The organism is Methanococcoides sp. LMO-2 (genome assembly GCF_038432375.1).
GTDB lineage: Archaea > Halobacteriota > Methanosarcinia > Methanosarcinales > Methanosarcinaceae > Methanococcoides > Methanococcoides cohabitans.
This window is the reverse complement of sequence record NZ_JBCAUS010000006.1, coordinates 445,883-459,488: the sequence shown is the minus strand read 5'-3', so window position 1 is coordinate 459,488 and position 13,606 is coordinate 445,883. Positions and strand designations below refer to the sequence as shown.

At 45.0% G+C, this 13,606-nt stretch carries 14 protein-coding genes; 7 read left to right on the top strand and 7 right to left on the bottom strand.

The window, feature by feature from the left end; genetic code table 11:
* Positions 1-392: 392 nt before the first annotated feature.
* Both WOA13_RS09930 and WOA13_RS09925 read left to right on the top strand, forming a co-directional pair.
* The gene (locus WOA13_RS09930; RefSeq protein WP_342127734.1) at positions 393-767 is read left to right on the top strand and encodes a hypothetical protein; all 375 of its coding nucleotides are present in this window, start codon (positions 393-395) and stop codon (positions 765-767) included.
* Between the two features lie 137 nt (positions 768-904).
* Entirely contained in the window at positions 905-2,332 is a 1,428-nt protein-coding gene (locus WOA13_RS09925) for a dihydrolipoyl dehydrogenase (protein WP_342127733.1), read from the top strand.
* Positions 2,333-2,354: 22 nt separating this feature from the next.
* On the opposite strand, the gene WOA13_RS09920 is transcribed toward WOA13_RS09925, so the two are convergent.
* The 5 genes from WOA13_RS09920 to WOA13_RS09900 all read right to left on the bottom strand — a co-directional run bounded on the left by WOA13_RS09920 (position 2,355) and on the right by WOA13_RS09900 (position 6,726).
* The gene (locus tag WOA13_RS09920) at positions 2,355-3,731 is read right to left on the bottom strand and encodes a sodium-dependent transporter (RefSeq protein ID WP_342127732.1); all 1,377 of its coding nucleotides are present in this window, start codon (positions 3,729-3,731) and stop codon (positions 2,355-2,357) included.
* A 125-nt stretch (positions 3,732-3,856) separates the two neighbouring features.
* Positions 3,857-4,207, bottom strand: a complete 351-nt coding sequence (locus WOA13_RS09915; protein ID WP_342127731.1) for a nascent polypeptide-associated complex protein — start codon at positions 4,205-4,207, stop codon at positions 3,857-3,859.
* Positions 4,208-4,266: 59 nt separating this feature from the next.
* Positions 4,267-4,590 (bottom strand): HesB/IscA family protein, encoded by a 324-nt coding sequence (locus tag WOA13_RS09910; protein ID WP_342127730.1) that lies wholly within the window; start codon positions 4,588-4,590, stop codon positions 4,267-4,269.
* A gap of 105 nt (positions 4,591-4,695) precedes the next feature.
* Positions 4,696-5,907, bottom strand: coding sequence for a hypothetical protein (locus WOA13_RS09905; RefSeq protein ID WP_342127729.1), 1,212 nt, complete (start codon positions 5,905-5,907; stop codon positions 4,696-4,698).
* Between the two features lie 54 nt (positions 5,908-5,961).
* On the bottom strand, positions 5,962-6,726 hold the full coding sequence (locus WOA13_RS09900) for an RAD55 family ATPase (RefSeq protein ID WP_342127728.1): 765 nt from the start codon (positions 6,724-6,726) through the stop codon (positions 5,962-5,964).
* A gap of 124 nt (positions 6,727-6,850) precedes the next feature.
* On the opposite strand from WOA13_RS09900, the gene hisI reads away from it, so the two are divergent.
* Both hisI and WOA13_RS09890 read left to right on the top strand, forming a co-directional pair.
* Positions 6,851-7,216 (top strand): phosphoribosyl-AMP cyclohydrolase, encoded by a 366-nt coding sequence (gene hisI / locus WOA13_RS09895; RefSeq protein WP_048204348.1) that lies wholly within the window; start codon positions 6,851-6,853, stop codon positions 7,214-7,216.
* 139 nt (positions 7,217-7,355) lie between these two features.
* Entirely contained in the window at positions 7,356-9,224 is a 1,869-nt protein-coding gene (locus WOA13_RS09890) for a PINc/VapC family ATPase (RefSeq protein WP_342127727.1), read from the top strand.
* Positions 9,225-9,286: 62 nt separating this feature from the next.
* On the opposite strand, the gene WOA13_RS09885 is transcribed toward WOA13_RS09890, so the two are convergent.
* Together WOA13_RS09885 and cbiM are read right to left on the bottom strand one after the other, a co-directional pair.
* Positions 9,287-9,595, bottom strand: a complete 309-nt coding sequence (locus tag WOA13_RS09885) for a PDGLE domain-containing protein (RefSeq protein ID WP_342127726.1) — start codon at positions 9,593-9,595, stop codon at positions 9,287-9,289.
* On the bottom strand, positions 9,592-10,248 hold the full coding sequence (cbiM, locus tag WOA13_RS09880) for a cobalt transporter CbiM (protein WP_342127725.1): 657 nt from the start codon (positions 10,246-10,248) through the stop codon (positions 9,592-9,594). The genes WOA13_RS09885 and cbiM overlap by 4 nt, the downstream gene beginning before the upstream one ends.
* Positions 10,249-10,533: 285 nt before the next feature.
* Here cbiM and WOA13_RS09875 point away from each other — a divergent pair, with 285 nt between their 5' ends.
* The 3 genes from WOA13_RS09875 (at position 10,534) to WOA13_RS09865 (ending at position 13,603) form a co-directional block, all read left to right on the top strand.
* On the top strand, positions 10,534-11,400 hold the full coding sequence (locus tag WOA13_RS09875; protein ID WP_342127724.1) for an energy-coupling factor ABC transporter ATP-binding protein: 867 nt from the start codon (positions 10,534-10,536) through the stop codon (positions 11,398-11,400).
* A gap of 5 nt (positions 11,401-11,405) precedes the next feature.
* Positions 11,406-12,218 carry a cobalt ECF transporter T component CbiQ gene (gene cbiQ / locus WOA13_RS09870; protein ID WP_342127723.1) on the top strand — a complete coding sequence of 271 codons (813 nt, stop codon included), beginning with the start codon at positions 11,406-11,408 and terminating at the stop codon, positions 12,216-12,218.
* 89 nt (positions 12,219-12,307) lie between these two features.
* A complete protein-coding gene (locus WOA13_RS09865; protein ID WP_342127722.1) occupies positions 12,308-13,603 on the top strand; it encodes a UDP-glucose/GDP-mannose dehydrogenase family protein in 1,296 nt (431 codons plus the stop codon).
* The last annotated feature ends 3 nt before the right edge of the window (positions 13,604-13,606 follow it).

The window sequence follows — 13,606 nt, the reverse complement described above, 5'->3', positions numbered from 1 at the left end:
CGTTGTTTACTGTACTGAGGTACGAGAGTCCTTGGGAAATCTACATCGCTGCTTTGCTCACTCTATTACCCTTTTCTTTTACTTGATCTACACTCACTAGCTTTGAGTTTGTTTTTTTTTAAGAATCTATGATATGTAACCATACATGATCGCACTTTTCTATATCCTGCGCTCCAATTTGATCTAAAGATCGACGTCATTGCTGCTCAGAGTATATTCTCTATCTCAATGCCTACTCGCGCTCGAACGAAAGATTACACAAAGTCCCCTTGAGCAACGCGAAAGGGACGCGCGCTCCAGAAGCGCCGATCTGGCGAATGCAGAAGCGCTGATCTGGCTAAAGTTATATTATATTGGTTCCTAATTCCTTATTAAAGGGGTTCGGGGTTTCTATGAGCAAAGTTTCAATTGTTTTTGTATACAATGCAGACAGCGGTCTGGTCAATGAAATGAAAGATTATGTCCATAAGATAGTGTCTCCAGCTAGCTATGAATGTAATCTGTGTGCTATAACTTATGGTAATACAGGTATGAAGAGCGAATGGAAGTCCTTTATGAACGACCTGCCTGTTCCGGTGGTCTTTTTGCACAAGGATGAGTTCCATGAACAGTTCAATTATCCTGGTGCTTCATTCCCATGCGTATATCTTCAAAGGGACAACAAGCTTGATCTGCTGATCACATCTGATGAAATAAATGAATGCAATGACCTTGAGGAGCTGAAAGCTCTTGTCAAGGACAAGCTGAAGTTCATTTCAGGGAATTAATTTTGAGATATTTTCACCTGGAATCTTTAGAATAGTTTGTTCCTGCCGCTTCTAATTCAGGTCATTTTTTTCAAAGAGCACCATATATAACAAAGGAGCATCTATAATATCTTTATACTATAGCTTGGGGTGTGCAAATGAAAGAGTATGATCTAATAGTGATAGGCAGCGGTTCAGGTATGAACTATATTGGGGTGATGATGCAGGATAACCCGGAGATGAAAGTAGCGATCATCGACAAGGACAAGCCTGGGGGGATATGTCTGACAAGGGGCTGTATTCCCTCCAAGATGCTACTGTATCCTGCAGAACTTGTAAGGGAGATCGGGAGAGCAGACAAGTTCGGCATTGATGCTGAGATCAGGAGCATTGACTTCAATTTTATCATGGAAAGGATGCGATCATCCATCGGGCAGGATATTGATATGATCCACGATGGGCTCTCTTCAAGTCCTAAGATGGATTACTATGAGGATACTGTTGAGTTCGTGGAACCATATGTGCTTAAGGTCGGCGATGAGACGATCACTTCTAAGATGATCTACCTGAGCATAGGTTCAAGACCCATGATCCCACCGGTTAAAGGCCTGGAAGATGCCGGTTATATCACAAGTGATAGTGTCCTGGAACTGAGATCCTTGCCAAAGAGCCTTGCTATCATAGGTGGCGGTTACATAGCTGCCGAATACGGCCATTTCTTCTCTGCAATGGGTTCAGATGTTACCATAATCGGACGCAGTCCCAGGATCATTGCCCAGGAAGAACCGGAGATCAGTGAACTTGCAAAGAAGAAGATGCAAAAGTACATGACCATCCTTACGGACCACGAGGTCGAAGAGGTTCAGGTTTCTGGTAACCGAAAGATGGTCATGGCAAAAGACAGGCAGACCGGTGAGAAAAAAGAAATACTTGCCGATGAGATCCTTGTGGCTACCGGGCGAAGTCCGAACACCGATATCCTTCATCCTGAAAAAGGAAATGTTGAGATCGATGAGAAGGGATGGATAATAGTAAATGACCACATGGAAACGAGCTGTCCCAATGTCTGGGCCTTTGGTGATGCCAATGGTAAATATCTCTTCAAGCATGTAGGTAACTATGAGTCCACTGTTGCATACCAGAACTCGGTTCTTGATCGCGATATCAGTGTTGACTATCATGCAGTACCACATGCCATCTTCTCTTATCCGGAGATCGCAGGTGTGGGAATGGGAGAAGCAGAGACTGTGGAGCATTACGGAAAAGATAATATTTCCATCGGTTTCCATCGGTTCGAGGATACAGGAAAAGGCATGGCCATGGCCCTTGAGGATTATTTTGTCAAGGTCATAATTGATAACTCCACCAACATCTTGCTTGGTGCACACATAATCGGACCACAGGCTTCGGTTCTTGTACACCAGATGATAACTCTCATGAACACTCCGGGAGTCAATGTAGCCCCTATCGTTCATGGAATGGATATTCATCCTTCCCTGAGCGAGGTCGTCAAACGGGCATTTTACTCACGGATGCCAGTTGATGAATATCATTCAGTATTGAAGTCCCTTGAACTTGAATACTGACCTTTTTTCCTTTTATTCTTTTTTATGACAGTGTACCTATCCATCCTCTGACAAGTATGAAAACTATGATCAGTGGAAGGATGTATTTGATGTACGGTCTTGCCTGTGTTGGGAATTTAACCCCTTTACCGGAATCGGTCTCCTGGATGAAATTATTCCATCCCCATCCGAAACTATAACTGCAGAACAGAACCAGTGTAAGGGCACCTATCGGAAGGATGTTGTTAGTAAAGATGAAATCCTCCAGATCAAGGATGGATGTTCCCTCTCCAAAAGGCTGGAACCAGCTGAGTGGTCCAAACCCAAGGCAGCATGGTATTGACAAAATGAATATCGAAGCTCCTGTTAGCAGAGAGGCCTTCTTTCTGTCCCATCCCCATTCATCTATTGAAAAAGCTATTACATTTTCAGAGATCCCCATCACAGTTGACATTGAAGCAAAGGCAAGGAACAGGAAGAAGAGGGTTCCCCACAAAATACCTGCAGGCATCTGGTTGAAAACGTTAGGTAGAGTTACAAAGAGCAATCCCGGACCGGAGCCCACATCAACACCAAATGCAGAGCATGCTGGAAATATCATAAGTCCTGCCATGAGTGCTATGGAAGTATCAAGAAACGTGATTTTCAGGGATTCTCCTGTAAGGGAATGATCTTTATTGATGTAGCTTCCGAAGATGGTCATGCCACCAACTCCTACGCTCAAAGTGAAAAATGCCTGTGTCATGGCTGCATAGATGCCTTTCCAGCTAAGGCTCGAGAAATCCGGGTCTAGATAAAAGCTGATACCTTCAGCAGCACCCGGAAGGGTGACAGAACGAATTACAAGTATTATCAGGATAAAGAAAAGCCCTGACATCATCACCTTACCGGTCCGCTCAACCCCTTTTTGGAGACCAACTGAGCATATGAATGCACCAAGACCAACTACCAGTGCCATCCATGTTATCATCTCCATGGTCCTTCCCATGAACAGGTCGAAGAAAATACCTATTTCCGAGGGTTCGAGATAGATAAAACTGCCTTTGACCATGTAATAGAAATATGCAAGTCCCCAACCTGCAACCGTAGTGTAGAACATAAGCAGGACAACATTCCCTATAATAGCGATGTAGCCGAACAGGTGCCATCTTTTTCCCTTTGGTTCCAGCTTACGCATGGAACCTGCAATATTCTGCCTGCCTGCTCTTCCGGTAGCAAATTCCATTATCAGTATAGGTAATCCGAGAATGAGCAGAAATGCTAGGTAAACGACAACAAAGGCACCACCACCATATTTTCCTGCAATGAAAGGGAAACGCCAGATGTTTCCAAGCCCTATGGCACACCCTGCAGAAACAAGCAGGAACCCGATCCTTGTAGCTAATAGTTCACGGTTGTTATCTGCTGTGTCCCCTGCCATGTCTATACTTTTCCCTTTATGTCAATAAGGATAGCTATATGGGGGACTGTATAAATATAATTCTAATAATCTTCTGAATATTCCCTGTTTAGGGAGAAATAAAAAAAGAAGAACCCTTTAAGGGTTCATGCGGAAAGGGCAAGAATTGCTTCTGCCAGATCCCCGTTAGCATTTTTGAGAGCTTCAAGGGCAGCTTCATCGCTTGCACCGGTCTGCTCTGCCACAAGTCTCACATCATCTTCAGGGATTGCAAGTTCACGTGGTACTTCTTCAGGAGTACCTGTTACCTGATATGTGTCAACTCCCTGTGCATTCATTATGCTTACACTTGCGTCATTGAATACTATATCCTTGTCCGCGGTCCTTATGATGACCTGTTCCACATCTTCTATCTCGTCGATGTTGATGCCCATCTGTTTCATCATCTGTTTGACCTTTTTGGGGTTCATGCCCCTTCCGCCCATACCTGGAATCATATGATCACCTTTTAATTACTACCGCGTAGGATGGTATTACTTAATTAAATACCTTGTTCTTAGTGGCAACTGCCACCGCAGCTGCTGCATCCGCTTGCAGCCATTGGGTTATCGATGATGAATCCTTTGCCGCCATCTGTCTCGATGTAATCGATGGTTGCTTTCTCCAGCTGTTCGCTGATATCAGGGCCCATTACGATCTTAACATCCTTGCTGTCGACGGTGACATCCTCTTCCTTGATCTCGTTGTCGAGTGCCATTCCGTACTGGACGCCGCTGCATCCCATACCTGCAACAAAGATCCTCAGAGCATGGTCCTGTTTGTCCTCAGCTTCGAGCAATGCTTTCAATTCTGTTGCAGCAACATCTGTTATCTCGATCATTCTTTATCACTCCATTTTTCGTTAACTTTCTGAAATCAATTAATGCGGTGGTCTCTATATACAAGTTTCGTCTATATATATGTTCGGGTAGTTACGAACAATAATTCACATGAATTCAACATCGTCATCTACAGGATTTGTAAGTATCTCCTGTGTATATGCGTTGATCTCCATGGAGTTCCTTGAACCCTTTACTTCCCATATAGGAACATATACCAGCTCGATCTTGAACCTTATATCATCCATGGATGGCTTGAACAGCTTGTGTTCGGATATCATAGCCTCGCCGACCACATTGTTGAAACGCACATCCTTTGTGTATTCCTCGATAATGTTCGATATGAGCGTACTTTCAGCTTCCTTCTGGTCGATCATCTTGCTTTTGATCTCGTAGTTATCATCAGGAAGTGTCAGGCTGTCGGTCACCTGGTGAATTTCCAGCTGCTCCTTATTACCGTTGAGTGCATTAAGGCAACCCTGGCCCTGGCCGGAAATGTCAATGACCTTGTTCTTGAACCTGTGTTCTGCCTTGACCGCATATGCATAGTTCCAGAAAGGTACGAACTTGAGAACAACGTCCTCAGGCATTCCTATCTCGGACTTTGCCATCATCGCAGCCCTTTCTTTTTGCAACTTTATCGGTGCGGTGCGAAGGTCAAGTGTTGATGGAAGTGGCTGTGGTGTCTGCCATGAGGCAGGCTGTGGTTCAGGCACTGCTGTAACAGGCGGTTCCACAAAGGACCTCTCTTCCTGCTGATAATTTCCCGTTGTAGCTGCCTGCTGCATCTCAGGGGAAGTTCCCCATATGTTGAAACCCTGATCTTCCTGTGCAGTCGCCTGTGGAGCAGTTTGTACTGAAGGCTCTGCTGATGCAAAAATAGTAGTATTATTGTCGGCAGTTACCTCGAAGCTTCCTGAACCAGGGCCACTGATCGGACCTTCCTCAGCAGGAACAGCATTCCTGTCGATGTCGTAAGCCACAAGATGGAGATCTGCAGCGTTTCCTTCAAGGTCAGCGATTACAGCTTTTCCTATCTGGAGAGCAAGTTCGTCACGGTCCCATGTGATAAGGCCTACATGTGTTGCATATTCACGGAGTTCCGTCTCCATTTTCTCCATGGTTACATATAGTCCTGTATCACCGTGTACCTGGTCTGCAAAATTCCTTATCTGTGCAGGATCAGGCTTATTTGCAAGCAGAATCAATGTCTTGTGGTCGTTTTTCTCTACGATCAGGTCCACAGTGTCAGATTCAGTAACATTGTGGCCGGAAGTTGTAAATATGTTTGTCAGGAGTTCGGCAAGTTTTTCTTTCATTCTCATCAACCATTTTGTTATTGCAGTATCTGGAATTTCTCCACTACAAGACGATCAGAGAACTCTGGTCGTAGTTTCCAGTTCAATTCCTTTGTTAGTGATATTATATGAAATGGTCTTGTCAGGAGGGATCATTCCCCTCATCTTGCGTACCAGTATCGTTCTCTCTATCTCGCTTCCACGTTCTTTCATGCGGAATTCAAGGACGCCGTCGCAAATGCTTTTGAGCCCGTTCTCAACTTTTGGATCGTGTGTTCCACCGGTCATAAGAATAAGTTGAACGGCATTTGTCAGCTTCCCGATAGAAGATATGTATTCAATAGCTTCAGTGACCGTTTTCATGTCATAGGACCTGAGGAAATATGATATTGAATCGATGACACCCCTGTATTGTCCCTTTCTCTCTTTGGAGGTGGATGCCTTCAACTGGTTCATCGTATCAGCGTTCTGCTTAAGGAAATCCTTGGCTGAGAGGCTGCATGCAATTCCTTTTGGCAGTATATTACAGAACCTTAAGGTGTAAGCATCAATGAAATCCATTTTCCCGTTCTCTACATATTCGTCAATATCCCATCCGAAGTTCTTCATATCCTCAATTATTTCCGGAATTGGGTGTTCTGCAGAAAAATAGTAGACTTCCTCGTTGTTCAACAGTCCCCCATAAACGAACTGCTGTGCAAATAACTCTGAGCTTGCGCCGGGTTCTGCAAGTATCAATATGGTAGTTCCCGGAGGGACTCCTCCCCCAAGCTGAACGTCAAGTCCTACCAAACCCGTCGGAACCCTGTAACCCCCTGATCCATCGAAACTGTAATCCATGCTTTCACCTTGTCATGTATGCAAAAAAATGTTCTAATGAAGTTTCTACACACCAAATTTATTATCACTACATATTGATTCCTCTTAGTTTTTATAGTTATAGTATGTCTATTAATTGATCAGTATGCTAGATCTTGACAATCTCAAATATGATGACAATGGTCTTATCATAGCAATTGCGCAGGATGATAAGACCAATGAGGTCCTGATGGTCGCCTACATGAACAGGGAGTCCCTCAAGCTTACCATTGAGACCGGTATCGCTCACTACTGGAGTCGTAGCAGGCAGAAACTGTGGAAGAAAGGAGAAAGCTCCGGTCACATGCAGACAGTACACGAGATGCTGGTGGATTGCGATATGGATGCGATCGTAATGAAGATCGAACAGAAAGGCGGAGCATGCCACACCGGCCACAGGTCATGTTTCTACCGCAATATCGAAGGAGATGTTGTTGGGGAAAAGGTCTTTGATCCCGATGAGGTCTACTAATATCCCATGAGCAGTATTTCGAGGAACTATTCTTGTTCCTTTTGATCTTCTTTTTCTGAATACGTTTCTCTCCTGTACTGCTATCCTTTCTTGTTCTTCTGTCAGTTGTGTTAAATAGTTTTGAACGGTAGTTCTCTTTATGGAAGAAAAAGAGATAACAAGGGTAGTTCCGGATACAAGTGTCATTATTGATGGTCTTGTATCTGAAATGATCGCTGAAGGGGGATATGAAGGGGTTTCAATAATCATTCCTGAGGCCATGGTAGCAGAACTTGAATCACAGGCAAACCGCGGGCTTGAGATCGGCAACAAAGGGCTTGATGAGCTAAAGCAGCTGCAGGAAATGGCAAAAGAGGGACTTATAGATATATCTTTCATCGGTGAGCGTCCGACAATAGAAGAGAGAAAATATGCCCGGGAGGGCGCTGTGGATGCCATAATCCGTTCCTGTGCAGAAGAAGCAGGTGCCACTTTTGTAACAGGGGACAGGGTGCAGTATGATGTTGCTGTGGCAAAGGGAATGGACGTGGAGTACCTTCCACCTAGAAAGGCCGAGTTCATTACTCTTCATATTGAGGATTTCTTTACTGACGACACGATGTCCGTACACCTGAAGAACAAAGTTGTTCCAATGGGCAAACGCGGTTCCATCAGGAATGTGGAATTCGTGGAAATAAGGGATACACCTTGCACTTCAGGCGAATTGAAAGAGATAACACGTGAGCTTCTTGAACGTGCACGTGCCGACCCTGAATCCTTTATCGAGATGTCACTTAACGGTGCTACCGTACTGCAGATCCGGGACATGCGAATAGCTATCTCAAACCCTCCATTTTCAGATGATGTAGAGATCACGGCAGTACGCCCTGTAGCCTCGGTAAAGCTGGATGAGTACCGTCTGGGCGATAAGCTCAAGGAGAGGATACTTGGACAGCGTGGAATTCTGGTATCTGGTCCTCCGGGAGCGGGCAAGTCCACATTCGGAGCAGGAGTTGCCACTTTCCTGCATGAACACGATTACGTCGTAAAGACAATGGAGTCCCCAAGGGACCTGCAGGTTCCCAGGGAGATCACACAGTATGCACCCCTTGAGGGAAGCATGGAAAAGACCGCAGACGTTCTGTTGCTTGTAAGGCCTGACTATACTATCTACGATGAGGTCCGCAAGACCCGTGATTTCGAGATATTTGCGGACATGAGGCTTGCAGGCGTCGGTATGATCGGTGTGGTGCATGCCAATCGTGCCATCGATGCTGTCCAGAGGCTCATCGGCAGGGTGGAGTTAGGTGTTATTCCACAGGTTGTAGATACGGTTATCTTTATTGACAAAGGAGAGGTTGCCCAGGTGCAGACCCTTGAGTTTACAGTAAAGGTGCCTTCAGGGATGATGGAGGACGATCTTGCAAGACCTGTTATTGTAGTTTCCGATTTTGAGACCTCAACACCGGAGTTTGAGATATATACCTTCGGTGAGCAGGTTGTCGTCATGCCCATATCTACTTCAGGCGGGGAGAGGAAACCTGTCTGGTCCCTTGCGGAGAGCGAGATAAGGGATGTTGTCCAGCGCTATACCAGTGGTCCGGTTGAGGTCGAAATGGTCTCCGACACAAGTGCTGTTGTGAAGGTTTTCGAAAAGGAGATCTCAAAGGTGATCGGTAAGAGCGGTGCGGTGATCGATGAGATCGAGAGGATCGTAGGTGTCCATATCGATGTGCGTGAGCTCAAGGAACAGGGTCGTACGACTAAGAGCAAGAGCAAAGGAGGAGATCGTAACAGGTTCTCAGGAAGCAGCTACCGCCCTACCATCGAGCACACAAAGAAGCATGTGATACTGAACGTTCCTGAGATCGCTTCACAGGATGTTGAGATATATGCAGGCGATGATTACCTGTTCACTGCAACAGTTGGTCGTCATGGTGATGTCAAGGTCAGAAGCAATTCTGCCATTGCCCACAGCATTATGGATGCGGTGGATGACGGAGAGCCTATCCTTGTGAAAGTCTTGTAATTTAAAAAAAGATATAAAAAAGGTTAATGGAGGAGTGATCTCCTCCTTTGATCTGAACTTTTTTAGTTAGCTTTGTTTGCCTTCAGGACTTTTCCAAGTCCAAAGCTTATGAGAAGGATAGCTATCGTTCCTGCGGAAATAGCAACGATCTCACCAAGTTTTCCCTGTCCTTCTATGGAGTAATCAGGCATAGGGGATTCGATTGCAGGTTCTGCTTCTTCGAGTTCAGCGAATCTTTCTTCATCAATAACACTTTCAGCAGCACTTTCCAGACCGTCTGGGTCTGGAGATGCAAGGAATGGTGCAAGTACTGATATCAGGAGTGCGATGGCAATTCCTGCGTACAGGAGTTTCATGTTCTGGCTTGTCACAATGTTGCCTCCTTTGAACCTTCTGTGATCTTGCTGTCTACAAGGTCAGGACGTGCTTTTGCGATGGCTGCAATAGCAATTGCGGTAATTAGTCCTTCTCCAATGATGCCTATGACAAAGTGGAATGTTCCCATTGCAACGAGTCCCGGTACAAGCGGGAATGTACCTGCAATGCTCATTTCTACTGCTGTTGCAATAGCTGATACAAAGAGTCCCAGCCATGCACCGAAAAATGCTGCGATCTTGATGTCGATCTTTCTACTTCTGAGTGCGACGAATGAGTAGTAGCCTATAAAGCCTGAGATGACACCCATATTCAGGATATTGGCACCCATTACAGTAATTCCTCCGTCAGCGAACACGATTCCCTGTACCAGTAATACAAGTGTCAGTACAAGAACTCCGGCAAAAGGACTTCCAAAGATTATGGCTACAAGTGCAGCTCCGACCATGTGGCCACTGGTTCCCATTCCTATAGGGATGTTCAGTGCCTGTATTGCAAAAATTCCTGCAGATAAAGCTGCAAGAATTGGTATTTTCATATCATCCATATCTCTTCGTGCCCACCTGAAGGACATAAAAATGAATGGAAGCGCTATTGCCCAGTAAACAAGTGCCTGGGATAGCGGCATAAATGAATCTGGTATATGCATTGATTTTCCTCCTTGTTATGATTGTGACAATTTTTGTATGATTTAGTATTACATACGTTTAATTTGGTATTACTGCAGACAGTGTCAATAATATATATAAGCTTAACGGAATTCAAAAAGAACATTTCTCCATTAATCAGTTTGAAGCTCTTTAATTTTTGAATATTTTTAGATTATATACAAAAAACAGAGTGTGAAGATTATGGCATAATTTATTAATAATAATATATCTTCTTCCTGTCACTTAGCACTGTTAACACTTGATAAGTGGAAGATGAGATCAACATGGCTCCTGAAAACTCTATTATTGAACTTAGGAATCTTTCTTATAAATATTCCAGCAGTGATGCAAAAGCACTCGATAACATTGATCTGTCTATTACTTCAGGTGAGAAGATCGCTATCCTTGGAGCCAATGGTGCAGGCAAGTCAACCCTTTTCAAGCATCTTAATGGCATCCTTTCCCCCTCTTCAGGTGAGGTCATGATCAATGGGGAAACGATATCAAAGAAGACGATCCGCAAAGCTCGCCAGACGGTGGGTATTGTTTTCCAGAACCCCGATGACCAGATATTCTCCCCAACTGTGGAGGAAGACATTGCCTTTGGTCCTATGAACATGGGGCTGTCGGAAGATGAGGTTAAAGAGAGGATCGAAACTGCACTTGAGCTTGTGAATCTGAAAGGATTTGAGAGTCGCGCTCCTCATCATCTGAGTGGGGGACAGAAAAAGCTTGTTGCTATTGCCGGTGTGCTTGCAATGCGTCCTGAGGTAGTGGTCCTTGATGAACCCACGGCAGGACTTGATCCGCTCAATGCCGGTCAGGTGATGGATATCATTGACAGGATGAACCGGGAACTTAACATGACGGTCGTTCTCTCAACACATGATGTTGATATTATTCCGACATTTGCTGACAGGATATGCATCATTGATCATGGCAAGATACTGGCAACAGGCACTCCAAAAGAAATATTCCGGGATCATGACCTGATACAGAAAGCCCATCTGCGTATGCCCAGGATCGCTGAGGTCTTTGAACTTTTACAGGATGAGGGCATAGATGCCCGGATACAGATCGCTCCTGCAGATGCAAGGGATGAGATCATCCGTGTAATCGATCAGAGCGGAAAACAGGGCATAACGGAGTAACTTCCATGGGAATAGGACTAACTGATATCGAAAGGGAATCCTATAAGGACAGCCCTGTTCACAGGCTGGATGGCCGTATCAAGATAATAGCCTTTATCAGTATTGTGTTCTATGTGGCATCTCTCCCAAGAATGGATGATGCGAACTTTGCTAAGCTTCTTGTCCTTGAAAGCTACCTGCTTTTATTGATGGTGATCGGTAATTTGAATCTTCTTTACGTTCTGGCAAGGATCATTGCAGTAATTCCATTTGGATTGGGCCTTGCGATATTCCAGCCGTTTATCAGGCAGCCTTTCATCGAAACGTTCACAGTTTATCCAATGTCACTTCCCTTTGGTCTGACCATCACCTATGAAGGGCTGGATTTTGGCCTGATGCTTATGGCAAGGTTCATTGTGTGTGTGACATCTGTTATTGTTTTGTCTTCCACAATGAGGATGAATGACCTAGTAGTTTCTGCAAGGAGGCTTGGTATTCCCAGGGAGTTTACTCTTCTCCTGACAATGATGGTAAGGTATCTCTTCGTTTTCTGGAGTGTTCTCAAAAGAATACGCGTGGCGCAGAAGTCCCGTCTGTTCGATATGTGGAACAAGGATGTTCCCCGAAGATGGATACTGGAGCAGGTTGGCAATACCATAAGCTCACTTTTCGTGCAGTCCTATGAGCAGGGTGAAAGGACATACGTTGGAATGCTTTGCAGAGGATACGGTAATGACCACAGTAATCTATATTTCCGCAAGTCGAAGATGCAGGGAAAGGATACATTTTTTGGTATTTTTACCATAGGTTTAATTTTGTTTGTTCATATATTCCTATGAAAGAAGGATTATGAGAAAGGTCTGCATGGATGCAAGACCATTATCATAATATACCTCCTTCACAACTTTATTACTTAGGGATGATTTTTATGAAGGTATCAATTATTGGATCAGGTTATGTTGGTTCAGTTTCTGCGGCTTGTTTTGCAGAGCTAGGGCATGAAGTGATATGTATCGATATTGATGAAAGAAAAGTGCAGATGATCAATGACGGAATTCCTCCTATCTGGGAGGAGGGCCTTGGCGACCTGATGAAAAAGCATGCTGAAAAGAATCTCATAGCAACATCTGACTATGATTATGCTGTGCAGAACTCGGATGTTTCCTTCATTTGTGTTGGAACTCCATCCAACGAGCATGGCAATATCGATCTGTCCATCGTAGGCCATGCCTGCAAGAGCCTTGGTATGGCAATGGCAAAGAAGGACGGATTCCACATTGTAGTAGTGAAAAGCACAGTGGTTCCGGAAACCACCGAGGAGATAGTCCTTCCTTTACTTGAGGAGCACTCAGGCAAGGTCGCTGGTAAGGACTTCGGCGTTGCAATGAACCCTGAGTTCCTGAGAGAAGGCAAGGCCGTCTATGATTTCATGAACCCTGACAAGATCGTTGTTGGAAGCATTGACGAAAGAACAGGTGCCCTTGTTGCGGAGCTGTACCGGGACCTGGACTGTGAGGTTACAAGGACAACACCGCGTACTGCTGAGATGATCAAGTACGTGAACAATTCTTTCCTTGCAACAAAGATATCGTTCTCCAATGAGATCGGCAATATCTGCAAGCGCCTGGGTATCGACACCTATGAGGTAATGAAAGCCGTGGGCGCGGATTTTCGTATCTCCGAATATTTCCTGAACTCAGGCGCAGGTTTTGGTGGCTCCTGCTTCCCCAAGGATGTCAGGGCTCTTATCGGGAAGGCAAAGGAGATCGATTATTATCCTTCTCTCCTTGAATCCGTGATCGAGGTGAATGAGCTCCAGCCATTGCAGATGGTGGAACTTCTTGAAAAGCACGCAGTGGATGTCAAGGGTAAAAGAGTGGCTGTACTGGGACTTGCTTTCAAGAACCAGACGGATGATATCCGCGAGTCACGTTCCATTCCTGTCATAAGGAAACTTCTTGAGCTCGGTGCCGATGTTGCTGCATACGACCCAATGGCAACAGACAACATGAAGGGCCTGATCGAGAACATAAAGTACTGCGATAGTGCTGCAGAGGCACTGAAGGGTGCGGTTGCATGTCTGGTCATGACCGAATGGGATGAGTTCAGGGAACTGGGTCCTGAATTTGAAGCTATGAAGAACAAGGTAGTGATCGATGGCAGGAAGATGATCGATCCTGAAAATCTCAAAGAGGATATTGTTTACGAAGGTCTTTGCTGGTGAGTT

Bases quoted from the DNA above. Each gene is read 5' to 3' on its own strand.
- WOA13_RS09930 (WP_342127734.1), top strand. From the start codon at position 393: ATGAGCAAAGTTTCAATTGTTTTTGTATACAATGCAGACAGCGGTCTG.
- WOA13_RS09910 (WP_342127730.1), bottom strand. From the start codon at position 4,590: ATGATCGAGATAACAGATGTTGCTGCAACAGAATTGAAAGCATTGCTC.
- cbiQ (WP_342127723.1), top strand. From the start codon at position 11,406: ATGGGAATAGGACTAACTGATATCGAAAGGGAATCCTATAAGGACAGC.
- cbiM (WP_342127725.1), bottom strand. From the start codon at position 10,248: ATGCATATACCAGATTCATTTATGCCGCTATCCCAGGCACTTGTTTAC.
- WOA13_RS09920 (WP_342127732.1), bottom strand. From the start codon at position 3,731: ATGGCAGGGGACACAGCAGATAACAACCGTGAACTATTAGCTACAAGG.
- WOA13_RS09875 (WP_342127724.1), top strand. From the start codon at position 10,534: ATGGCTCCTGAAAACTCTATTATTGAACTTAGGAATCTTTCTTATAAA.
- WOA13_RS09905 (WP_342127729.1), bottom strand. From the start codon at position 5,907: ATGAAAGAAAAACTTGCCGAACTCCTGACAAACATATTTACAACTTCC.
- WOA13_RS09925 (WP_342127733.1), top strand. From the start codon at position 905: ATGAAAGAGTATGATCTAATAGTGATAGGCAGCGGTTCAGGTATGAAC.
- hisI (WP_048204348.1), top strand. From the start codon at position 6,851: ATGCTAGATCTTGACAATCTCAAATATGATGACAATGGTCTTATCATA.
- WOA13_RS09915 (WP_342127731.1), bottom strand. From the start codon at position 4,207: ATGATTCCAGGTATGGGCGGAAGGGGCATGAACCCCAAAAAGGTCAAA.
- WOA13_RS09890 (WP_342127727.1), top strand. From the start codon at position 7,356: ATGGAAGAAAAAGAGATAACAAGGGTAGTTCCGGATACAAGTGTCATT.
- WOA13_RS09900 (WP_342127728.1), bottom strand. From the start codon at position 6,726: ATGGATTACAGTTTCGATGGATCAGGGGGTTACAGGGTTCCGACGGGT.
- WOA13_RS09865 (WP_342127722.1), top strand. From the start codon at position 12,308: ATGAAGGTATCAATTATTGGATCAGGTTATGTTGGTTCAGTTTCTGCG.